We start from the raw sequence: 21,446 nt of genomic DNA, 5'->3' as shown, positions 1-21,446 counted from the left end.
CAAATAAAATTCAATTAAAAAAGAAAGATATGAAATTTGTTTCACATTATAAGGGTTTAATTTTATTAACTAATGCCACATTGCTCTATTATATATATAGTATCTTGCGAAAAATTCAATTTTAACAGATAAATGACCGCCTCCGATTTCTATAAACTCATCAAACAGAAGTTCCCTTTTGAACCTACATTAAAACAGAATGCCGTTTTAATACAGTTGTCTGAGTTTATTTTCGACAAATCGCCAAATGCCTTATACCTGTTGAAAGGATTTGCTGGAACCGGAAAAACGAGTATCATAGGTACGATTGTTTCCAATCTTTGGGAAGCCAAAAAAAGTGCGGTATTAATGGCGCCTACGGGAAGGGCCGCTAAGGTAATTTCCAATTATTCGGGAAAGGAGGCCTTTACCATTCATAAAAAAATTTACTTTCCGAAAAAAGAAAAGGGAGGAGGGGTGAAATTCGTACTTCAGCCAAACAAACATCGCAATACCATATTTATTGTTGATGAAGCTTCCATGATTCCGGATACTCCGGGAGAATCCAAATTGATGGAAAATGGCTCGTTGCTTGACGATTTAATGCAATATGTATATTCAGGCCACCAATGCAAATTGTTACTAATTGGGGACAAAGCACAGTTACCTCCAGTAAAATCCGATTTGAGTCCTGCCTTGGATGGGCAACGTTTGGACCTTAATTATAATAAGAAGGTTTCCAGTATTGAATTGGATGAAGTAATGCGTCAGGGGCAAGAATCTGGTATTTTATGGAATGCCACCAGAATCCGTGAAATTTTGGAAGAACACTTTTATGACGGATTTAAATTCAATCTTCACGGCTTTAATGATATCATAAGATTGGTCGATGGGCATGAAATTATGGATGCCATCAATGATGCCTATAGTGAAAGAGGCCATGAAGAAACCACTATTATAGTAAGGAGTAACAAACGAGCCAATTTGTACAATCAGCAAATTAGAAACCGCATTCTATTTAGAGAAAGTGAATTGTCTGCAGGTGACTATTTAATGGTGGTGAAGAATAATTATTTTTGGATCAAACCCACTACCAAAGCGGGCTTTATTGCCAATGGAGATATTATAGAGGTCTTGGAGATTTTTAGCATCAAAGAGCTCTATGGATTTAGGTTTGCCGAGGTAAAGGTGAAAATGGTAGATTATCCAAGGATGCAACCTTTTGAAACGGTGTTGATGTTGAATACTATTGAAGCGGAAACCCCTTCATTGACCTATGAAGATTCCAATAGGTTATACCAAGAAGTTCAAAAGGATTACGAAAATGAAGCTTCCAATTACCGCAAATTTTTACAGATTAAGGGTAATCGTTTTTTTAATGCACTTCAAGTGAAGTTTTCCTATGCCATCACCTGTCATAAATCGCAAGGTGGGCAGTGGGATACAGTGTTCGTAGAGCAACCGTATTTGCCAAATGGCATTGATAGGGACTATATGAGATGGTTGTATACGGCGGTAACGAGAGCCAAAGAAAAGTTGTATCTTATCGGTTTTAAGGACGAAAGCTTTGAAGCCTAGTTTTTAGATGAAATTACAAGCGAATTTTCATTATGGCATTAGAAACACTTATAGGTATATGCCTTGGTATAGGCTTATCGGCATCCGTTGGATTTCGCGTGTTTTTGCCGCTTTTTGCCTTGAGTTTAGTAGCGCATTATGGTTTATGGGAGGTCAATGAGTCTTGGCAATGGGTAGGGGGCACTACCGCTTTGGTTACGTTGGGCATTGCCACTTTGGTTGAAATTATTGCCTATTACATTCCTTTTATTGATAATTTATTGGATACCATTGCAATACCTTTGGCGGGTATTGCAGGGACTTTAGTTGTAGTTGTCACAGCTACCAATTTAGATCCAGTGGTGATGTGGTCTTTGGCCATTATCGCAGGAGGAGGGACGGCTGCTGCCATTAAAAGTGGCGCTTCGGCTACAAGGGCAACCTCTTCGGTTTCTACAGCAGGATTGGGCAATCCCATTGTATCAACCATAGAAACAGGCACATCGGCAGTTATGTCTGCTATGTCAGTTTTTCTGCCTGTATTGGCTTTCATTTTGACCCTTATCATGTTATATGTCTTTTTCAGGATTTACAAAAAGATTAAAGCACCCAAATCTTAAAATCATTCAAAAAGTTTTATTTTTGGACTGAAATATATCAGCTGATATGAAAATAATTTCCATGATTCCGGCACGTTATAGTGCCTCTAGATTTCCTGCTAAACTAATGCAGGATTTGGCCGGTAAAACGGTAATCCTTAGAACTTACGAAGCTACGGTGGCCACACAATTGTTTGACGATGTGTATGTGGTAACCGATAGCGATATCATTTATAATGAAATTGTAAGCCACGGAGGGAAAGCCATAATGAGCCAAAAGGAACATCAATCCGGTAGTGATAGAATTGCCGAGGCGGTAGCGGATTTGGATGTGGATATTGTGGTAAACGTGCAGGGTGATGAACCTTTTACCGAAAGAGCGAGTCTTCAAAAGGTAATTGAAGTATTTAAAGAGGACCCAAACAAGGACATCGATTTAGCTTCGTTAATGGTGGAAATCAAGGATTGGGACGAAATCAGCAATCCAAATACAGTAAAAGTTATTGTAGACCAGCAGAATTTTGCCTTGTATTTTTCAAGAAGTCCTATTCCGTATCCAAGAGATAAGGAAGCGGGAGCAAGATATTTCAAGCATAAAGGAATCTATGCCTTTAGAAAGCAGGCTTTGCTGGACTTTTATGAGTTACCGATGCAATTTTTGGAAGCCACAGAAAAGATTGAATGTATTAGGTATTTGGAATATGGGAAGAAAATAAAAATGGTAGAAACCAATGTGGAAGGTGTCGAAATTGATACACCGGAAGACTTGGAACGCGCCAAGCAACTTTGGAAATAAATGATATTCTAAATTTGAAGACTTTTGAAGAATGAATACCAACATATAAAAGTGATAGGGTTTGACGCCGACGATACATTGTGGGTGAACGAAACCTATTTCCGTGAAGCCGAATTGGAAGTCGCCAAATTATTGGCGCCTTACGAGACTGCCAATAAGATTGATCAGGAGCTGTTCAAAATGGAAATCAAAAACTTGCCGCTGTATGGCTATGGCGTGAAAGGGTTTGTATTGTCTATGGTAGAGATGGCTTTGGATCTTTCTAATAATTCGGTTTCAAATGCAACGATTTCCTCAATTTTGGATATCGGGAAGGACATGATCAACAAGCCTGTTGAATTGTTGCACGGGGTAGAGGAAACCTTAAAAATATTATCTCAGGATTACCGTTTGATATTGGTGACCAAAGGCGATTTGTTGGATCAGGAACGTAAGTTACAGAAGTCAGGACTCTTGAATTATTTCCACCATATTGAGGTAGTGAGTGAAAAGGAGGAGCGTGATTATTCCAAGTTGTTAAATCATTTGGACATCAAACCTTCAGAGTTTTTGATGGTCGGGAACTCCTTAAAATCAGATATTTTACCTTTGGTAAATCTGAAGGCTAAGGCCATACATGTTCCGTTTCATACCACATGGATCCATGAGCAGGTGTCTGAAACGGAAACAAAAGACAAAACATATAGAACAGTAAATAGTTTGCCTGAAATTATTCAGGTGTTGACTGAACAATAATAGAAATACATGAGTTTTAAAAATTATCCAATGGTATCCAGAGTGGTTTTTGGCCGCGGAAGTTTTGATCAATTGGAAGATATATTGGCCCCAAAGCGTATTAATTCAAAAGCCCCTTTCATTTTTTTGGTGGACGATGTGTTTGAAGGCAACGCTTGGATTACAGGAAGAATACCTTTAGCTTACGATGATAAGTTGATTTATATTTCTGCTGATGAGGAACCTAAAACATCCCAGGTAGATGAATTGGTTGAGAAAATTATTTTAGATCATAAAGATAGACCATCGGGAATTATCGGTATTGGAGGAGGGACTATTCTTGACCTTGCCAAAGCAGTAGCTATTATGTTGACTAATGAAGGTGAAGCCAAAGATTATCAAGGTTGGGATTTGGTTAAAAATCCGGCCATTTACCATGTCGGTATTCCAACCATTTCAGGGACAGGAGCCGAAGTATCCCGTACTACGGTTTTGACTGGGCCAGACAAAAAATTAGGAATCAATTCCGACCATACACCATTTGATCAGGTAATTTTAGATCCAGAGCTTACCAAAGATGTGCCAACAGACCAATGGTTCTATACGGGTATGGATTGTTATATTCACTGTATTGAATCCTTAAATGGGACTTATCTCAATGCCTTTAGCCAAAGTTATGGAGAGAAGGCCCTGGAGCTTTGTAAGGAAATTTTTGTAGAGAACTCATTGAGTGATGAGGAAATGCAGGACAAGTTGATGATGGCCTCTTGGCATGGAGGAATGAGCATAGCCTATTCCCAAGTGGGGGTGGCACATGCTATGAGCTATGGTTTGGGGTATTTATTGGGAACCAAACACGGAATTGGTAACTGTATTGTATTTGATCATTTGGAAGAATTTTATCCTGAAGGGGTGAAATTGTTCAAGAAAATGAAGAAAATCCACAACATCACTTTGCCTAAAGGTTTGTGTGCGAATCTGGAAGATTCAGAATTTGACACTATGATTGATGTGGCTATGAGTTTAGAGCCTCTTTGGGAAAATGCTGTTGGTAAAAATTGGAAGCAGACCATTACCAGAGAGCGTTTAAAGGAGCTGTATAAAAAGATGTAATATGCGTAGGCTGGCCAAATTCATTTATTTCCGAATCTTGGGCTGGAAGGTGGTTGGAAATGTTACGATGTCCAAGGATACGGTAAAGAAAGCAGTGCTTATTGCCGTACCACATACCAGTTGGCACGATTTCTATATTGGCGTATTGCTACGTCAGGTAGTGGGTATCAAATCCAATTTTATTGCCAAAAAGGAATTGTTTATGGGGCCTTTGGGTTGGTACATGAAGGCTATAGGAGGCGCACCAATCAATCGAGGAACCAACGAAAATAAAGTAGATGCCATTGCCCGAATTTTTAATAACAAAGAAGAATTTAGATTGGCATTGGCGCCAGAAGGGACACGTCAGAAGGTAGAGGAGTGGAAAACGGGATTTTACTATATCGCGAAGGCGGCAAATGTTCCCATCATTATGTTTACTTTGGATTTTGAAAACAAACAGAATCTTATTTCGGAGCCTTTTTATCCTACAGATAATAAGATAGCTGATTTTGAATACATGAAATCTTTTTTTAAAGGTGTGAAGGGGAAAATTCCTGAACTTTCCTAGAACTTCATTTAAGTATATGAAATAGAAAAGGCTATCCATTAGGATAGCCTTTTTCTTTATAAAGTTTTCAGCACTTATTTGATTTCTTTAAGGGCATTATCAACCAAGGTTGTTAAATGCATTTTGTGTGCTTTTGTAGAGATATCTCCATAAGGAGCGGCCATAATTTTGATTCTGTTTAGGTTGTAAAGCGCCATAGATTTAGCGTTGTTGTCAAATCGGCTACTTTGTGTCCCTGTTAACATTTCAATTAACATTTTGGTGTATTCTACCTGTAAATTTTGGCGGGTTGAAGATACATCTCCGTAGATGTCTGCCTTAAAAATGGCATTCGTCAAGTCTACCATAAAGGTTGACATTTTGTATTGGTTGCCATACATTTCAGAATCTGTAATTCTTTGTAACGTATTTGGGTGCAATAAATGATTTAATACATTTTTTTGGCTTGAAAGAATTTGGTCGTGAATTTTGATGTCCTCAGGACCTCTAAAGAAATTCTGTCCTCTTCGTTTGCTTGCCAAGAAGTTGTAAAGTTCGCTTGGTGCAGTAAAGGCATCTGGAGCAAATACATATTTGTCTAAAGCATCCATCGCGCGTTTTTGGTCTTCCAAACTTACCGGTGTATACGGTTGTGTAGCGCCTTCTTGACCAATCATGGCGCGGTCTACATACACACCACCAATATACCTTGAAATCACACCAGCAGCAGTACCTTCCTGCTTGATTAAGTTGTTATAGGCACGTTTTAAATCGTCGTATGAATTTCCTTTATTGGAAAACTTGATGCGGATATTATCCATCAAGTCTCTGGAAAGTTCAATAGTATTAATGGCATATTGAATAGCATCGCTAGACATATCACTAACATTAACTCTAGGATCGATAGCTTTACCCGGATTGCGCATGTCGTCGGCATCGTTTCCAAAAACAAGTTCAGGTCTTGTAGACATGTTTAAAAGGGCTTCATGATCAGCCTTTGATTTGAACGGAGTATATCCCAATTGGATGGCCCAAACATCGTAAGGTCCAACAGCGGTATCATAATATTGCCCTTGAGTTGCAGGATCTTTACTTAAGTTGATAGGGGCATAATCCATTACAGATCCAGTTAAACATTTTCCTTTTGTGAATTCTGGGTCAGCCAATTGCTCAGGTGAATATACTTGACTGGCTTTCATGTTATGGTTCAATCCTAAAGTGTGCCCAACTTCGTGCATGATCAAAGCTTTCATAGCTTCTTTTTTCATACGGGCCATTTCCAAATCGGAAGCATTATAAGCTTGCAACATGGTATTTCCAAACATTAGGTTTTCATGAACCACATGCCCCATAGAACAGTACATCGGATTGTTTTTTGAGAATTGTTCAGCCTCCATGTTTGTCATTCCCTGAGCATTACCATAAAGCTTGTCATAAAATACTCTGTTGGTAAAGTGTAGGTATTCCAACATGATATCGGCACCTAAAATTTCACCTGTTTTTGGGTTTGCGAAGCTAGGTCCGTAGCCACCAAATCTTGGAGCACTTGAAGAAGCCCATCTCAATACGTTGTAATTGATATCTCCGGCATCCCATTCGGCATCATCTGGTTGGAATTTTACCTGAACAGCATTTAGGAATCCTGCTTTTTCAAAAGCTTCGTTCCAAGCCAAAACACCTTCCATAATGGTTTCTCTCCATTCTAAAGGAGTGGTATTTTCAATCCACCATGTAATTGGTTTTACAGGTTCGGATAAATCGGCAGCTGGATTTTTCTTTACCAAATTCCAACGGTGAATTAAGTCTCTATAAGCTGTTGTTCCTGTAGAGGTTTGATCGTCTACCTGAGTAGTGAAATACCCAACCCTAGGATCGTCAAAACGAATTTCATAATCGTTTTCAGGCATTTCAATCAAACTGTGGTACACCTCAATACTCACATTTCTACCATCGGCAATGGCATCCGAGCCACCGTTAAGAACAGAGGCATTGGAATACACATATTCCACAGCCAAATCGGTATTGTTTGGGTAACTTTTAATGTTTAGGATTTTGGATTTGCCTTTGTCCAAATTCCCCAAAGTAAAGGCCATTGGCGATTGTCCCGGATATCTTGGAGGCTTGATTTGGGTAAAGGTTTCTTTTAAAAACAATTCGTCCGCATCAATTAAATAAAGGCCTTTGGCACTGTCGTGAGCTTCAATTTTCAAACTGGCCAAAACCCCGTTACTGGTGTTGGCATCTTTGGCATTGGCCAAGGGACTGCTAGGGTCGAAATAGAAGGACGTGTTTTGGGTTTCAAACTCAATATTGTTGAAATATTTCTTGATTTTAACCACTTTGGAATCGCCATAAGCACCTCTAAAGCTGTTGGCTTCCATAACTCCATCCATAACTTGTGAAAAATAGATGAATTCCTTGCCAATTTGGTCTTCAGAAATCAACATTTTAATAGAACCGGTAATGGTATCTTGATAAACTGTAAAAAGGCCTTCCTTAGCGTTGGAGGTCTTGATAAGTTCTTGGATAGATTTTCCGTTACTGGCAGGTTTTTGAACCGCTTCGGGGTAGTCTTTCGACTTCTTTTTTTTGTCTTTTCGCTGTGCTTCCATGCTCAAGGGAGCAAAAGCAAGCAAACCAGCCATCGCTGCGGTTAGGAGACGCGGCGAAGAGTAGTTACATTTCATATGCAGATTAAATTTAGTTCGGGCTGTAAGATAGGATAATTAATTGGAATCTTTTGCCTACTTCAAGGGACTATTCGGCTACCTTAAATGCCTTCATTTCGTCAAGTGGTTCCAATACATTGTAGTCGGCCCATATGCTTGGGTCATACTGTTTTGGCGTTTCATAATTGACGTGTTTTTGTTCAGTAGTTTCTACATATTCTGCAGAGGAGATTGGTTTTTGCGACAAAAACAAAACTTCCAAACGTTCCTTAAAAACACCTTCTACCATAAATTCAAAGGCGACTTTGTTGCTTCTGTTATCATTTTCGATAAACTTAAAAGGGCGGCTTATATAAAAATAGCTATCGCTTTGTTCTGAGATGTATTTAGGATAATAGAAGTTGTCTGAACCTTTTTGATAGATGATAGAACCCGTGTGGCCTTGTTCAACATACTTGATTCCCAATAAAAGTTTTAAATTGAATTTTTCACCCACACGTCCTTTATAGTAATGGTAATCGGCTTTAAGTACGGCAAAAGTTTCATTGGAAATGTAGAGCTTACCTTCATAGTCCGCAGAACTTCTTCTAGGTACAAAGGAAATGACATAAACCATTTCTGGACCAAGGAAGGTGATGTCGTCTAAGGTGTATTTGTAAAGTTTGGTTTCTAAAACAAAATTAAGGATGGAATGACTTTTAAAACCATGATGTTCCAAAGGACGTTTTACATTACCTTTTAATATGCCAATAGAATTTACGGTGTCTTTCATTTTGTCATTTCCTTCTGAAAGGGAAAGGGAGTCTGAAATTTTGAGCAACCCAGTTTTAATGGTATATACTTTGTCTTTATCCAAATGTTTTGAAATGATATCTTTTCCTTTATTTGCCAAAACCTCCAAAGATTGGCTGTTGTTCTTATCGAGAAGTCTAACGGCTTTTTCAACTTTAAGTTTGGTAGCGTTAGCATCCTTGATCAATAAATGGCCCACAAAATCGGTGTATTGCTTGGACTTGTTGTTTACCAAGGCTGTTTCCAATTCATTAAAGTCTTGGTTGAAGGCCTTAAGTTGTTTTTTGGAGAAGCCTGTGGACTTATCAATTTCAAAATTAACGTCTTTACCTTTTATAAATTCGGTTTTTCTGCTGAAGACTTCATAGTCCAAAAGGTCTGTTTTGTAGTTTTTTGACAGGTTTTTATTCACATAATAAAGAATGGAATCGACCGTGAGTTTTCGGTTGGTCAAGAATACTTCAGAAAGTTCATTGACCTGTTCCTTCAATATGTAATCTTTTGAAGAGAACTCTTCTACAAGCATTCCTAGTTTTTCAAAGCCCAAACAGGAAATATACACCGAATCCTTGGAATTGAAACCATCTGTGCTAATAGAAAAGTTGCCTTCTTCATTGCTAATGGTGCCATGATGCTCTCCAATTTGGATGGTGGCAAAGGAAATGGGAGACCGTACTTCTGTCAATACGCGGCCCGAAACAATTTGAGCATTCAGGTGTTGGTTAAAAAGAATACCTACGAATAGTAGAAGTGTTAAGGATATCTTGGGAGTAGAAGCTTTACTCATACGTTTTTTTTACTTTAGAACGAATTTGATTGCATTTTGTAACGTATGAATATAAAAAAACCTAAACATATGTTTAGGTTTTTGGATAATTTTTAAGAATCTTTTATTATTCGGCTTGTTCTTGCATTGTGTGGTACACGTTTTGAACATCGTCATCTTCTTCAATCTTTTCCAAAAGCTTTTCTACGTCTGCAGCTTGCTCTGGTGTAAGCTCTTTGGTTACTTGTGGGATGCGTTCAAAACCTGAAGACAGTATTTCAATACCTCTAGATTCCAATTCAGCCTGAAGGGCTCCAAACGATTCAAAAGGAGCGTAAATAAGGATTCCATCTTCGTCTACGAATACTTCTTCGGCACCAAAATCAATCAATTCAAGCTCTAGTTCTTCAGCATCCAAACCTTCACCGTTAATTCGGAAGTTACATGTGTGGTCAAACATAAAAACTACAGAACCTGACGTTCCCAAGCTTCCATCACATTTGTTAAAGTAACTTCTAATATTGGCTACAGTACGGGTGTTGTTGTCGGTTGCGGTTTCTACCAAAATGGCAATACCATGAGGCGCGTAACCTTCAAAAAGTACTTCCTTAAAATCTCCAAGACTTTTGTCGGACGCGCGTTTAATAGCACGTTCCACATTGTCTTTTGGCATGTTTACTGCCTTGGCATTTTGGATGACCGCTCTAAGACGAGCGTTACTATCGGGATCTGGTCCACCTTCTTTTACGGCCATTACAATGTCTTTACCAATACGTGTAAAGGCCTTACTCATTGCCGACCAACGTTTCATTTTACGTGCTTTACGAAATTCAAAAGCTCTTCCCATAGGATAAATATTATTATTGTTTCGCAAATGCGAAAAATCTTGTGGTTTTAAATTGCATCGCAAATTTAGTAAAAAAGTGATGCTATAAAAATAAGGTTGGCAATTTCTTATTCCTGCACTTCTACAATGGTTTCTATGGCCTGGGCAAGTTCAAAATCTTTGTCTGTCACACCCTTGGCACTGTGGGTAGACAATGAAATGGTTAGTACATTGTAAACGTTGGTCCAATTGGGGTGGTGGTTTAGGGCTTCGCACTCAAAAGCAATTCGACTCATAGCGCTAAAACAGTCCTTAAAGTTGTCGAATTCAAATTCTACATGAATGGCATCATCGTAGTATTCCCAATCTGGAAAACGCAATAATTTTTTTTCAATGGCTTCTTGGGTTAATGGTTTCATAGAATATAAAATTGGTTACCCTTAAATTTAAAAAAATTATTGGAGGAAGCCCTGATTTATTTGTGAAGTTCTTCCAAAACCTGTGTGCTGGAAATTTGAAGATTCTTGGGCAATAAGTTGTATTTGGGCAAAACCGCCAAGTAACGGTCTTCATTGGTAGTGTAGACGCGTTTAAAGTTGATATTCTTGTAAGTTAGAAGTTGTACTACATCCTTGATGAATTCATCGTGGTGGACCAAATCTGTACTTCCTAAATGAAAAATCCCTGATTTGTTACGATTGATAATGTAGTGAAGTTGCTGAGTGACTTTATAGTCTGTAGTTACATTCATGATGATGTTGGGGAACACCTCTACAGCGGTACCTTCTCTAATATGCTGTTTAAGTTCTTTGATTCTGGGACATTGGGAGCCTAACACCATTGGTAAGCGCGCTATAACGACTTGCTTTTTTGGAAGTCGCAACAGCATGTTTTCAATTTTTATTTTGAAATGCCCGTAGATGCTATGGCTAAAGGTTTTGTCCAGTTCGTAACTTGGGAACTTACTATAAGCATCAAACACATTGGCAGAGGAAAGGAAAATGAGCTTACAATTTTTATTTTCCAATAAATAATTAGCGATGTGCTGATGCGCCATGGTTTGGGCATGAAAGTCGCCACGAAGAGAAGAAATGATAATGGTTGGCCTAACAGCCTCAATGATTTCTATAACGTCATCTTCTTCCACATTATAGGGAAAAAAATGGGCATTGTTCTCAAAGTCTCTTTTAGGAATGCGGTAGGTGCCAAAGGTTTTAAAATAGGAGCAAAGCTCTTTGTAAAGGGCATTTCCCAAAAAGCCGCTTGCTCCTAAAATTAAAATCCTATGTTTATTTGTGGCCTCCTGCATTAATTAACTAATTTGGGACAATCGTTTGCTAGCCTTTGTAAAACGGCAGTTTTACCACCGTTGCAGGAATGGCATTTTTTCTAATTTGAATGTGGATTTTGCTATCTACGCCTGCAAGATCTGTAGGAACATAACCCAATCCAATACCTTTTCCTAGTGAAGGAGACATGGTTCCCGAAGTAACTTGTCCAATAACATTGCCTTCTGCGTCAACAATATCGTAGCCTTGCCTTGGAATACCACGCTCGTCAAGTTCAAAGGCAACCAATTTACGTTGTACACCTTCTTCTTTTTGTTGTTTTAAAGCTTCGCTATTGGTGAAATCTTTAGTGAATTTGGTAATCCATCCCAAACCTGCTTCAAGAGGAGAGGTTGTGTCATTGATATCATTACCGTAAAGGCAGTAACCCATTTCTAAACGCAAAGTGTCACGAGCAGCCAAACCAATTGGCTTGATACCATAGTTGGCACCTGCTTCAAATACTTTATCCCATATTTGTTGAACCTCGTCATTTTTGCAGTAAATTTCAAATCCACCGCTTCCTGTATATCCAGTTGCAGAAATGATGATGTTGTCAACACCCGCAAAGTCACCTACAACAAAGTTGTAGAATTTAATTTCGGATAGATCATGGCTTGTAAGTGATTGCATAGCTTCTTCGGCTTTGGGACCTTGTATAGCCAATAACGAATAATCGTCACTTAAATTGCGCATCTCAGCACCAACATCATTCTTGGAAGAAATCCAGTTCCAATCCTTTTCAATGTTACTGGCATTCACCACCAATAGATAAGTTTCTTCCTTAAGTTGGTAGATAATCAAATCGTCAACAATCCCACCATCATCATTTGGCATGCAGCTGTACTGTGCCTTACCGATAGCTAATTTGGAAGCATCGTTGCTGCTTACTTTCTGGATCAATTCCAAGGCGTGAGGTCCTTCAATCAAGAATTCGCCCATATGGCTTACATCAAAAACACCAACGGCTTTTCTAACGGTTTCATGTTCTATATTAACACCCTCATATTGTACGGGCATATTAAATCCTGCAAACGGAACCATTTTGGCGCCAAGTGCTTCATGAGTGGCTGTTAAGGCTGTATTTTTCATTTCTAAATTATATTGAATGTTGCGCAAAAGTAGAGAATTTTATCTGGTTTTGAAGAAAGGGCATCCCATAAAATGGGTTTAAAACTATGTTAAACAGAAAAGCAAAGGATTGTACATTTAAGAATGTTATTATTTTTACACGCTAACAAATTTATAGTATATGAAATCTCTCGTTTTTATGGTGTTAAGTAGTCTGTTTTGTATAACGGTACAGGCTCAAAAAGATATTCCACAAGATTATTTGTCGGCTGAATTCCACAAAGAAAGAAGAGAGGCTTTGCGTGAATCTATGCCAGAACACAGTGTGGCTGTGTTTTTTGCCAATGCGGTTAGAAATCGTGCCAACGATGTGGATTATGTATACCACCAAGATCCTGATTTTTATTATCTGACGGGCTACAAGGAACCACATGCCGTTTTGGTAATTTTTTCTGAAATGCAAACGGATGCTGAGGGTAATTCTTACAATGAAATCATCTATGTACAAGAGCTCGATGCTCAGGCAGAACAATGGAACGGCTATCGTTTGGGCGTAGAAGGCGCAAAGAAACAATTGGGATTTGAAAACGCTTTGAATGGAAAGGAATTTTTGGATTCAGGAATTGACTATGCTGGTTTTGATAGCGTTCTTTTCAAACCATTTCAGGATGATTATAGAGATTCTAAAGGAGATAAAGCCGATTTGTTCGATTTGATCAAATCCTTTAAAAACCAAGTGCAATGGCATAGTAACTTCAGCATTTCCCATACAAATGAGAATCCGGAACTTCCAGATGAAGCTACCTTAAAAAATACCAATGTAAAAACGGATACTAAAACCTTATCCAATTTAATGGCTGGGTTACGCCAGATTAAAACAGAAGAAGAATTGGTATTATTGACCAAAGCTATTAGAATTTCTGCCATGGGACAACGGGAAATTATGAAGGCAATGCACCCTGGAATGTCCGAAACCGAAATTCAAGGTGTCCATGAATACATTTACAAACGATATGGCAGTGAGTACGAGGGCTATCCGAGTATTGTAGGTGCTGGGCATAATGGCTGTGTGTTGCATTACATCGAAAATTCCAAAACCAAAGTTGGAAACGATTTGGTATTGATGGATTTGGGAGCGGAGTACCATGGATATTCTGCAGATGTGACTAGAACCATTCCTGCCAATGGAAAATTCACGAAAGAACAAAAAGCAATTTATGATTTGGTATACAAGGCTCAGGAGGCTGGTATTGCAGCTTCCAAAGTTGGCAGTGCCTATAAAGCTCCAGACAAGGCCGCTAGAGAGGTGGTTTACGAAGGACTTTTAAAATTAGGCATCATAAAATCGTTGGAGGAGGGCAGGCAATATTTCCCTCACGGAACGTCTCATTATTTAGGATTGGATGTCCATGATGCTGGACTTAGAGGTGATTTGGAAGCTAATATGGTGATTACCGTAGAGCCAGGAATCTACATTCAGGATGGCAGTCCATGTGATAAAAAATGGTGGGGGATTGCAGTGCGTATTGAGGACGATATTCTAATCACTGAAGATGGCCCGATAAACCTTTCAGCGGAAGCACCTAGAACCTCTGAAGCTATTGAAGCTCTGATGAAAGAAAAGAGTCCGTTTGGAACTTTTAAGGTTCCTAGTTTGAACTAAAGACCTTCCAAAACACAAGATATTTTAAGTTTATTGGGCAATGTAAATTAGGGGATTTGATTTTTCATAAAATCTTCCACAGCATTGCCCTTTTTAGTACCTTCGCGCCTTTAAAATTAAAACAATGATCTCGATAGATAATTTAGCAGTAGAATTTAACGGAACCACGCTATTTAAAGATGTTTCCTTTGTGATTAACCCAACCGATAAGATTGCCCTAATGGGAAAAAACGGAGCGGGAAAATCTACCATGATGAAAATTATCGCTGGAGCACAAAAAGGAACCAGAGGTCATGTGCGTAGCCCTAAAGATGCCGTGATTGCTTACTTGCCTCAGCATTTGTTGACCGAGGATAATTGTACAGTGTTTGAAGAGGCTGCCAAAGCCTTTAAACATGTGTTTGCTATGCGTGATGAAATGGATGCCCTTAACAAGGAATTGGAAACCAGAACCGATTATGAAAGTGAGGCATACATGAAAATCATTGAACGAGTTGCCGATCTTGGAGAGAAGTACTATGCTTTGGAGGAAGTGAACTATGATGCCGAGGTTGAAAAGGCTTTAAAGGGATTAGGGTTTAAGCAGGAAGATTTTAAAAGACAGACCAAAGAGTTTAGTGGTGGATGGCGTATGCGAATTGAGTTGGCTAAAATCCTGCTTCAAAAACCGGATTTGATCCTTTTGGATGAGCCTACCAACCATATCGATATTGAATCCGTGATTTGGTTAGAAGATTTCTTAGTTAATAAGGCCAATGCGGTTTTGGTGATTTCTCACGACAAGGCGTTTATCGATAATATTACCAACAGAACCATTGAGGTGACCATGGGCCGCATTTATGATTATAAGGCCAACTATTCCCATTACTTACAATTACGAGAAGAACGCCGTACCCATCAATTAAAAGCTTATCAAGAACAGCAAAAGTTTATAGCCGATAACATGGCATTTATTGAGCGTTTCAAGGGGACGTTCTCCAAAACCAATCAAGTGGCTTCGCGAGAGCGTATGTTGGAAAAATTGGAAATTATTGAGGTGGATGAAATCGATACCTCAGCATTGAAATTACGTTTCCCTCCAGCGCCTCGTTCAGGGGATTATCCTGTAACGGTAAAGGAAGTATCCAAAGCCTATGGGGATAAGGTGGTGTTTCGAGATGCCAGTATGTCCATTTCAAGAGGAGAGAAGGTATGTTTTGTAGGGCGAAATGGAGAAGGAAAATCTACCATGATCAAGGCCATTTTAAATGAAATTGAAGTGGAAGGGACTTGCCAATTGGGACATAACGTAAAAGTGGGCTACTTTGCCCAAAACCAAGCGTCTTTATTGGATAATGAAATGACCATTTTCCAAACAGTGGATGAAGTAGCGCAAGGAGAAATTCGCACCCAAATCAAGAATATTTTGGGGCGTTTTATGTTCTCTGGTGAGGATATCGATAAAAAAGTAGGCGTGCTTTCAGGTGGGGAGAAGACACGTTTGGCAATGGTGAAATTACTGTTGGAACCTGTGAACCTTTTGATTCTAGATGAGCCTACCAATCACTTGGATTTGAAATCTAAAGAGGTGTTGAAGGAAGCACTTTTGGACTTCGACGGCACAATGATTCTAGTATCCCACGATCGTGATTTCCTTCAAGGCTTGTCGCAAAAAGTATTTGAATTCAAGGATCAACGAGTAATTGAGCATTTTGAAACCATCGATGCCTTTTTGGAACGCAATCGCATTGAAAGAATTGCCGATATTCAACTCATGAAATAAAATGGTTTAGGTATTGAGCTTCCTGATTACCCTTGCAGGATTGCCAACCGCCAAAACATCTGCAGGCATATCTTTAGTGACTACGGAGCCAGCACCGATAACGGTTCTGTCTCCAATGGTTACACCAGGACAAATGGTGGCATGTCCTCCAATCCAACATTCTTCCCCAATGGTTACGGGTTTACAGTCTTCCCAAACCCTGCGCTCTTCAATGTTTAGAGGATGTTGTGCCGTATAAATATGTACGCCAGGTGCAATCAAGGTTTTTCTGCCAATGGTTACCCTGGCTCCATCTAGGATGACGGCCCCAAAATTGACAAATACGCCTTCCCCTGCAAAGATATGTTCGCCATAATCGCAATAGAAGGGAGGTTCTAGATGAATGTCTTTTGCTGAATTTGGACAAAGCTCATTAATGGTCTCCTGAAATTTATCGGTATAGTATTCGGTGACATTCAGTTTATGAAGTATGCGCTTGACTTTGGTTCTTAAATCAATCATTTCCTTACAATGCGCATCATAAGGCTCTCCAGCCATCATTTTTTCTCTTTCAGTTTTCATAGGAAGTCAAATAAATTTAATGAAATCATTGATTGATTTTGAATAACAAAAACGTTTCTAATCCTTTTCAATTTCTATAACAACCCCAAAGCAATTGGCATTAGCAAACAGAGACAAGGTTGTTGCAATAGGATCTTTAAAACAAAATAGATGGCCTTTTTGCAAGTTCACCTGCTGGTCTTCAAAGAAGATACTTAAAGAACCTTTGTAGAGGTACAATCCGAAAAAGGAAGCCGTTTTATCTATCTCCAAATTTGTTCGCTTATAGAGTTTCAAATCCAAAGCAGTGAGTTTCCCTTTGATGTCTTTGGAAGTCATTAGGTTGAAATCTGTACAAGTCCCATAGGAAGTGGTTGTCCAATCTCCGTCAAAGCAATCAATGTCTCCTTCATTAAGTGTAACGCTATGATGATTTTGATGCTCTAGGGTAACATTGCCTTCCAAAACCATCAATTGGCGGGAGATGCCTGGTAGTCTGGTAAATTCTGAAGTTTCCACATCTACAGTAGCTGTACTCAATCTGAAATCAAAATCCATTGCTTGATAAGAAGCTTCAGGGGGAAAGATACATAGTTCTGTTGTGCTGCCGCCACTCCAAGGTTTGGAGGTGAAATTGTCCGGCATATAAATACTGTAATTCAATGTTTTTAAATTTAGCTGATTCATAGTATGGTTTATTTGCGATAGTCTAAAGCTGGTTGCCGGTTTCCTAAAAGGGCTTCATATTTAAAATCTGTTCCGCGCCTTTGGTTAAACTCTGTGCGGATGTCTTTCAATAATTCAGGAGAAGTGTATAAATCTATGGCAGACAATGCCAATGTTTTGGCGGCTACCATCATGCCTTTAAAGCCAATACTGCTGCCTCCAGCTGCAACAGCCTGCCAACTATGTGCCGGCGTTCCGGGTACCCAAGTAGCGGTTCTAATTTGGCTTAAGGGCACGGCCCAACTAACGTCGGCTGTATCGGCAGAAGCTTTTCCATAGGTAAAGGCCATAGGCTGGATGATTTCAGCCTTATCCAAAGGCTCTGGTTTGGAGAGTGTTTTTTGAATAGCTTTGGCAAAATCTAATTCGTTTTGATTATAATGGATACCTCCAACCAAAGTCAAATTATCATGCATGATTTTAGCTAAGGCCTCATTGGGGAGCTTATCGTAAGTACCACCAATAATTTCGTAGGTCATGTTAGTTTCTGTTCCCAAGGCGGCGCCTTCTGCAGCTTTTACAATTCTGTCCCATACATTTTTGACTTCATCTCTATTAGCATGCCGCACTACATAGTAAACCTCAGCTTCGGCAGGGACTATGTTGGGAGCATCGCCTCCTTTAGTAATGACATAGTGTATACGTGTGGATTCCGTGGTGTGTTCTCGTAATAAATTTACCATCATGTTCATGCTTTCAACTGCATCTAGGGCTGATCTTCCCATTTCGGGGGCAGCGGCAGCGTGAGCAGATGTTCCTTTAAATCTGAATTTTCCAGAAATGGTTGCCAAATTGGTACTTGGGTTGGAATTATTTTCATTATAAGGGTGCCAGGTCAATACTGTATCCACGTCATTAAACAAACCCGCTCTCACCATATACACTTTCCCTGAACCGCCTTCTTCGGCAGGAGTGCCATAATAGCGTATGGTTCCTGAAGTTTTGGTGGTTTGCAGCCAGTCTTTAACAGCTATGGCCGCCGCAAGAGCTCCAGTTCCAAATAAATGATGTCCACAAGCCTGTCCTGGGGCTCCTTCAATTCTGGGTTGTTGATAGGGGACTGCTTCCTGTGACATTCCTGGAAGGGCATCAAACTCTCCTAAAACTGCAATTACAGGACTTCCTGAGCCATAGCTAGCCACAAAAGCAGTAGGAATATTAGCTACACCTTTTTCAATGGAAAACCCTGCTTTGCTGAGTTCGCTTTGCAATAGTGCTGCACTGCGTTCTTCCAAATAACCCAATTCCGGTTCTTCCCATAATTGTTTCGCAATCTCAGAATAATAGGCTTTTTTGGCATCCATGTTTGTTATGACGTCTTGTTTTTGTGTCTGTGCAGAACCTGTGATATGAATACAACAGAGGAGGAATAGAAACTGCAGTTTTGTGTTCATGTTGATTGGTGATGTTTGAATTAGCCTACATCTAAGATAGTGAAAACGAATGAGTTTGTTTTATGATGTTCCGTATTTATATTAATTGAAATTCAATATATATGGATAAAAAGAAAGGCGCCAATAGGCGCCTTTCAAAACTTGTTTTAAAATGAGTATTAACGTTTTGCGTTTTTAATGAGTTTCTTGATTTTTTTGGAGGGCTTCATATTGTTTTCTTCATTGGCGCAATAGTCCACTAAAATATTTTCGGCCTGCTGATAAACCTGATCTGGAGAAAGAGTTTCTCCTTTATGTTCCAACACGACTTTAGTCATGGCAGCCATGTACAATCCAAAAAGAGCATCATTACCTTTGGTAAGTTCCAATACATTCTGATCTACAACAAAATCATAATTGGGTGTTCCTGTCATCCATTTTGTAATAAATTGTATAGAAATTTTTCTATTCATTTCATTTTGATTCGCAGGATGGTCAAATAGATAATTGGCGCAAAGTAGGACATTGTCTTCTTGAGGTTGGTAGCTTTCAGCGGTTTTGAACTCGTAGTTGTTTAATTTTGAAAAATCTTAGGCTTTTGCGAAAGGACATGCCAATACCAAAGCCAATAAAAGAAGTAGTTTCTTCATGAAAAAATGTTAGGTTAGTTAATTTGTTTGATATAAATCTAAGAAGTTATTGTTGTATTCCAAATCTTACGGTTAATTTATGGCGGAATTTTATTAAGCAAAATACCCTCAACTTTTGTTGAGGGTATAGTTTTATTTAAATGACAAGTAAGACAGTTATTTCTTATAAACCGTATTTCCTTCTTTAATCGTCTCCAATACCTGGATATCCTTAATGCTCATAGGGGCAATTTTTAAAGGGTTTTGGTCCAATATAACCAAGTCAGCCAATTTTCCTGCTTTTAAAGTGCCTTTAGTGTTTTCCTCAAAATATTGGTGGGCGGCCCATTTGGTAAGAGAGCATAACCCAATGTATGGACTCACTCTTTCATCTGGCCCAATAATGTCTCCAGATCTACTTACTCTATTTACGGTAGTATGTAAAATCATAATACTGCTAGGTAAAGCCACAGGGGCATCGTGGTGCTCGGTAAAAATCATGCCTTTTTTCAAGGCTGTTGCCGTTGGGGATATTTTGTAAGCGCGTTCTTTCCCTAAGGTTTCATCACGGTGCCAATCACCCCAATAATAGGTGTGCATACTAAAAAAAGAGGGAGACATGCCTAATGCTTTCATTTGATCAAGTTGATCAAAACGCACGGTTTGGGAATGTACCATTACCGGACGTCTGTCTTTCTGTCCATAAGTTTCTGTGGCCTTTGTAACGGCTTTTATCAATTGGTCACCTGAAGCATCGCCATTACAGTGCGTTAAAATTTGCCAATTATGGGCATAGGCCGAATCTACAAATCTAGTAACTTCCGTATCTTCTTTTATAGCAGGATAGCCTCTGTAGTCCTTAGATTTTCCTGGAGGTGGTACCACATAGGGTTTGGTTAACCAAGCGGTTTTTCCTTGAGGAGAACCATCCAATGACAGTTTTACACCGGCTATTCTGTAATGATTGATATAATGATCGCTATCGCCATTAGCCAACATATAATCCATTTGAGATTGTATATCTGGATAGGCCGCTACATCTACGGGGAGTTCATTTCTATTGGCCAAGGTCTTCCAAGTTTCACAATTGTCTGATGTCGCTCTTCCTTCTTGAACTGTGGTGTAACCAAACTTTATATAGGCTTCTATTCCTGCTTTGGCGATAAGTTCATTGGCTTTAGTGTCTAAAGTGGACATGAACTTTATTAGGGGAATAAAACTAGCCATTTCTTCCAATACGCCGTTGGGAATATCAGTGCCTTCTTCTCTACGAATAGAGCCTCCAGCGGGATCTTGAACACCTGCAGTATAACCTGCCGCTTCCAAACCTTTATGGTTGGTGGAGGCCAAATGGCCTGATTGGTGAATGATAAAAACAGGTACTTCCGTGGAAACTTTATCTAAATCATCCGCTGTTGGATGTCTTTTTTCCTTTAATTGGGAGTCATCATATCCAAACCCTACGATGGCTCCGTATTTTGAAATGGCTTCAGTGTTGTTTGCCTTCCAATCATTGAGTAAACGTATGATATCGTCGATGCTTTTCCCTTCACCGTCTGGTGCAGGTAACAGATTGGCTGATACGGCCTGAAATCCGGCATTCCAAGTATGACCATGACCATCCATAAACCCAGGAAGTAAGGTATGCCCTTTAAGATCGATCATTTTATGGCCAGATCCAGCCACAGTCATCGCCTCGTTACTATTCCCTGCAAAGGCAATTTTTCCATCCTTTACAACAAGAGCTTCCACATACTCAGGTGTGTCACCTTCCATGGTAATAATGTTTCCATTGTAATAAACTGTAGCATTGGAAGTTTCAGAAGCATTAGAAGTTTCTGTTTTGGTTTCTTTTGGGGTTTCTTTACAAGATGTTGTCAATACAGTTCCTACTAACAACAAAAGCAGCATCTTTAGTTTCATTGAATTTTGGTTTTTAGTGATGGCATTCTCAATACCAGTTGGAATGTAGGTAAAGGCTATTCCTTGTACTAAGATACCTTATCTGTAGTTT

General features: G+C 39.3%; 19 protein-coding genes. 8 read left to right on the top strand and 11 right to left on the bottom strand.

The window, feature by feature from the left end; translation table 11 throughout:
- The first annotated feature begins 132 nt into the window (after positions 1-132).
- Genes BKM32_RS11690 through BKM32_RS11665 form a run of 6 tightly spaced genes read left to right on the top strand, consistent with a single transcriptional unit; the run spans position 133 to position 5,308 of the window.
- Entirely contained in the window at positions 133-1,557 is a 1,425-nt protein-coding gene (locus BKM32_RS11690; RefSeq protein ID WP_076663937.1) for an ATP-dependent RecD-like DNA helicase, read from the top strand.
- A gap of 32 nt (positions 1,558-1,589) precedes the next feature.
- Positions 1,590-2,156: a DUF4126 domain-containing protein gene (locus tag BKM32_RS11685; RefSeq protein ID WP_053977702.1), complete on the top strand. Its 567-nt coding sequence runs from the start codon at positions 1,590-1,592 to the stop codon at positions 2,154-2,156.
- A 46-nt stretch (positions 2,157-2,202) separates the two neighbouring features.
- Positions 2,203-2,931 (top strand): 3-deoxy-manno-octulosonate cytidylyltransferase, encoded by a 729-nt coding sequence (gene kdsB / locus BKM32_RS11680; protein ID WP_053977703.1) that lies wholly within the window; start codon positions 2,203-2,205, stop codon positions 2,929-2,931.
- Positions 2,932-2,955: 24 nt separating this feature from the next.
- Positions 2,956-3,666 (top strand): HAD family hydrolase, encoded by a 711-nt coding sequence (locus tag BKM32_RS11675; RefSeq protein ID WP_076663936.1) that lies wholly within the window; start codon positions 2,956-2,958, stop codon positions 3,664-3,666.
- A gap of 9 nt (positions 3,667-3,675) precedes the next feature.
- Complete coding sequence (locus tag BKM32_RS11670) at positions 3,676-4,758, top strand: iron-containing alcohol dehydrogenase family protein (protein ID WP_076663935.1); 1,083 nt, start codon at positions 3,676-3,678, stop codon at positions 4,756-4,758.
- A 1-nt stretch (position 4,759) separates the two neighbouring features.
- Complete coding sequence (locus tag BKM32_RS11665; RefSeq protein ID WP_076663934.1) at positions 4,760-5,308, top strand: 1-acyl-sn-glycerol-3-phosphate acyltransferase; 549 nt, start codon at positions 4,760-4,762, stop codon at positions 5,306-5,308.
- 74 nt (positions 5,309-5,382) lie between these two features.
- On the opposite strand, the gene BKM32_RS11660 is transcribed toward BKM32_RS11665, so the two are convergent.
- The 6 genes from BKM32_RS11660 to gcvT all read right to left on the bottom strand — a co-directional run bounded on the left by BKM32_RS11660 (position 5,383) and on the right by gcvT (position 12,760).
- A complete protein-coding gene (locus tag BKM32_RS11660) occupies positions 5,383-7,974 on the bottom strand; it encodes a zinc-dependent metalloprotease (RefSeq protein ID WP_076663933.1) in 2,592 nt (863 codons plus the stop codon).
- A 70-nt stretch (positions 7,975-8,044) separates the two neighbouring features.
- Entirely contained in the window at positions 8,045-9,535 is a 1,491-nt protein-coding gene (locus BKM32_RS11655; protein ID WP_076663932.1) for a hypothetical protein, read from the bottom strand.
- 106 nt (positions 9,536-9,641) lie between these two features.
- The gene (locus BKM32_RS11650) at positions 9,642-10,361 is read right to left on the bottom strand and encodes a YebC/PmpR family DNA-binding transcriptional regulator (RefSeq protein ID WP_076663931.1); all 720 of its coding nucleotides are present in this window, start codon (positions 10,359-10,361) and stop codon (positions 9,642-9,644) included.
- Between the two features lie 107 nt (positions 10,362-10,468).
- Positions 10,469-10,759, bottom strand: a complete 291-nt coding sequence (locus BKM32_RS11645) for a 4a-hydroxytetrahydrobiopterin dehydratase (RefSeq protein WP_053977709.1) — start codon at positions 10,757-10,759, stop codon at positions 10,469-10,471.
- Between the two features lie 56 nt (positions 10,760-10,815).
- Positions 10,816-11,649 carry a sugar nucleotide-binding protein gene (locus BKM32_RS11640; protein WP_076663930.1) on the bottom strand — a complete coding sequence of 278 codons (834 nt, stop codon included), beginning with the start codon at positions 11,647-11,649 and terminating at the stop codon, positions 10,816-10,818.
- A 28-nt stretch (positions 11,650-11,677) separates the two neighbouring features.
- On the bottom strand, positions 11,678-12,760 hold the full coding sequence (gcvT, locus tag BKM32_RS11635) for a glycine cleavage system aminomethyltransferase GcvT (protein ID WP_076663929.1): 1,083 nt from the start codon (positions 12,758-12,760) through the stop codon (positions 11,678-11,680).
- 160 nt (positions 12,761-12,920) lie between these two features.
- On the opposite strand from gcvT, the gene BKM32_RS11630 reads away from it, so the two are divergent.
- Both BKM32_RS11630 and BKM32_RS11625 read left to right on the top strand, forming a co-directional pair.
- A complete protein-coding gene (locus tag BKM32_RS11630) occupies positions 12,921-14,402 on the top strand; it encodes an aminopeptidase P N-terminal domain-containing protein (RefSeq protein ID WP_076663928.1) in 1,482 nt (493 codons plus the stop codon).
- Between the two features lie 124 nt (positions 14,403-14,526).
- Positions 14,527-16,164, top strand: a complete 1,638-nt coding sequence (locus BKM32_RS11625; protein ID WP_076663927.1) for an ABC-F family ATP-binding cassette domain-containing protein — start codon at positions 14,527-14,529, stop codon at positions 16,162-16,164.
- A 6-nt stretch (positions 16,165-16,170) separates the two neighbouring features.
- Here the strand turns inward: BKM32_RS11625 and BKM32_RS11620 are convergent, their stop codons facing one another.
- From BKM32_RS11620 to BKM32_RS11600, 5 genes are all read right to left on the bottom strand, one after another.
- Positions 16,171-16,725, bottom strand: a complete 555-nt coding sequence (locus tag BKM32_RS11620) for a sugar O-acetyltransferase (RefSeq protein WP_076663926.1) — start codon at positions 16,723-16,725, stop codon at positions 16,171-16,173.
- A 57-nt stretch (positions 16,726-16,782) separates the two neighbouring features.
- On the bottom strand, positions 16,783-17,391 hold the full coding sequence (locus BKM32_RS11615) for a HutD family protein (RefSeq protein WP_076663925.1): 609 nt from the start codon (positions 17,389-17,391) through the stop codon (positions 16,783-16,785).
- Between the two features lie 8 nt (positions 17,392-17,399).
- Positions 17,400-18,824, bottom strand: a complete 1,425-nt coding sequence (locus BKM32_RS11610) for an amidohydrolase (RefSeq protein ID WP_076663924.1) — start codon at positions 18,822-18,824, stop codon at positions 17,400-17,402.
- 158 nt (positions 18,825-18,982) lie between these two features.
- A complete protein-coding gene (locus BKM32_RS11605; RefSeq protein ID WP_076663923.1) occupies positions 18,983-19,276 on the bottom strand; it encodes a hypothetical protein in 294 nt (97 codons plus the stop codon).
- A 333-nt stretch (positions 19,277-19,609) separates the two neighbouring features.
- On the bottom strand, positions 19,610-21,355 hold the full coding sequence (locus BKM32_RS11600) for an amidohydrolase (RefSeq protein WP_216349600.1): 1,746 nt from the start codon (positions 21,353-21,355) through the stop codon (positions 19,610-19,612).
- Between the last annotated feature and the right edge of the window lie 91 nt (positions 21,356-21,446).

The sequence above is a fragment of the Mangrovimonas sp. DI 80 genome, from assembly GCF_001975575.1.
Lineage (GTDB): Bacteria > Bacteroidota > Bacteroidia > Flavobacteriales > Flavobacteriaceae > Mangrovimonas_A > Mangrovimonas_A xylaniphaga.
This window is presented reverse-complemented; position numbering and strand designations above follow the sequence as displayed.

What these genes read in the sequence shown, in the direction of transcription:
- BKM32_RS11690 (WP_076663937.1), top strand. Translation starts at nt 133, where the DNA reads ATGACCGCCTCCGATTTCTATAAACTCATCAAACAGAAGTTCCCTTTT.
- BKM32_RS11685 (WP_053977702.1), top strand. Translation starts at nt 1,590, where the DNA reads ATGGCATTAGAAACACTTATAGGTATATGCCTTGGTATAGGCTTATCG.
- kdsB (WP_053977703.1), top strand. Translation starts at nt 2,203, where the DNA reads ATGAAAATAATTTCCATGATTCCGGCACGTTATAGTGCCTCTAGATTT.
- BKM32_RS11670 (WP_076663935.1), top strand. Translation starts at nt 3,676, where the DNA reads ATGAGTTTTAAAAATTATCCAATGGTATCCAGAGTGGTTTTTGGCCGC.
- BKM32_RS11665 (WP_076663934.1), top strand. Translation starts at nt 4,760, where the DNA reads ATGCGTAGGCTGGCCAAATTCATTTATTTCCGAATCTTGGGCTGGAAG.
- BKM32_RS11660 (WP_076663933.1), bottom strand. Translation starts at nt 7,974, where the DNA reads ATGAAATGTAACTACTCTTCGCCGCGTCTCCTAACCGCAGCGATGGCT.
- BKM32_RS11655 (WP_076663932.1), bottom strand. Translation starts at nt 9,535, where the DNA reads ATGAGTAAAGCTTCTACTCCCAAGATATCCTTAACACTTCTACTATTC.
- BKM32_RS11650 (WP_076663931.1), bottom strand. Translation starts at nt 10,361, where the DNA reads ATGGGAAGAGCTTTTGAATTTCGTAAAGCACGTAAAATGAAACGTTGG.
- BKM32_RS11645 (WP_053977709.1), bottom strand. Translation starts at nt 10,759, where the DNA reads ATGAAACCATTAACCCAAGAAGCCATTGAAAAAAAATTATTGCGTTTT.
- BKM32_RS11640 (WP_076663930.1), bottom strand. Translation starts at nt 11,649, where the DNA reads ATGCAGGAGGCCACAAATAAACATAGGATTTTAATTTTAGGAGCAAGC.
- gcvT (WP_076663929.1), bottom strand. Translation starts at nt 12,760, where the DNA reads ATGAAAAATACAGCCTTAACAGCCACTCATGAAGCACTTGGCGCCAAA.
- BKM32_RS11630 (WP_076663928.1), top strand. Translation starts at nt 12,921, where the DNA reads ATGAAATCTCTCGTTTTTATGGTGTTAAGTAGTCTGTTTTGTATAACG.
- BKM32_RS11625 (WP_076663927.1), top strand. Translation starts at nt 14,527, where the DNA reads ATGATCTCGATAGATAATTTAGCAGTAGAATTTAACGGAACCACGCTA.
- BKM32_RS11620 (WP_076663926.1), bottom strand. Translation starts at nt 16,725, where the DNA reads ATGAAAACTGAAAGAGAAAAAATGATGGCTGGAGAGCCTTATGATGCG.
- BKM32_RS11615 (WP_076663925.1), bottom strand. Translation starts at nt 17,391, where the DNA reads ATGAATCAGCTAAATTTAAAAACATTGAATTACAGTATTTATATGCCG.
- BKM32_RS11610 (WP_076663924.1), bottom strand. Translation starts at nt 18,824, where the DNA reads ATGAACACAAAACTGCAGTTTCTATTCCTCCTCTGTTGTATTCATATC.
- BKM32_RS11605 (WP_076663923.1), bottom strand. Translation starts at nt 19,276, where the DNA reads ATGAATAGAAAAATTTCTATACAATTTATTACAAAATGGATGACAGGA.
- BKM32_RS11600 (WP_216349600.1), bottom strand. Translation starts at nt 21,355, where the DNA reads ATGAAACTAAAGATGCTGCTTTTGTTGTTAGTAGGAACTGTATTGACA.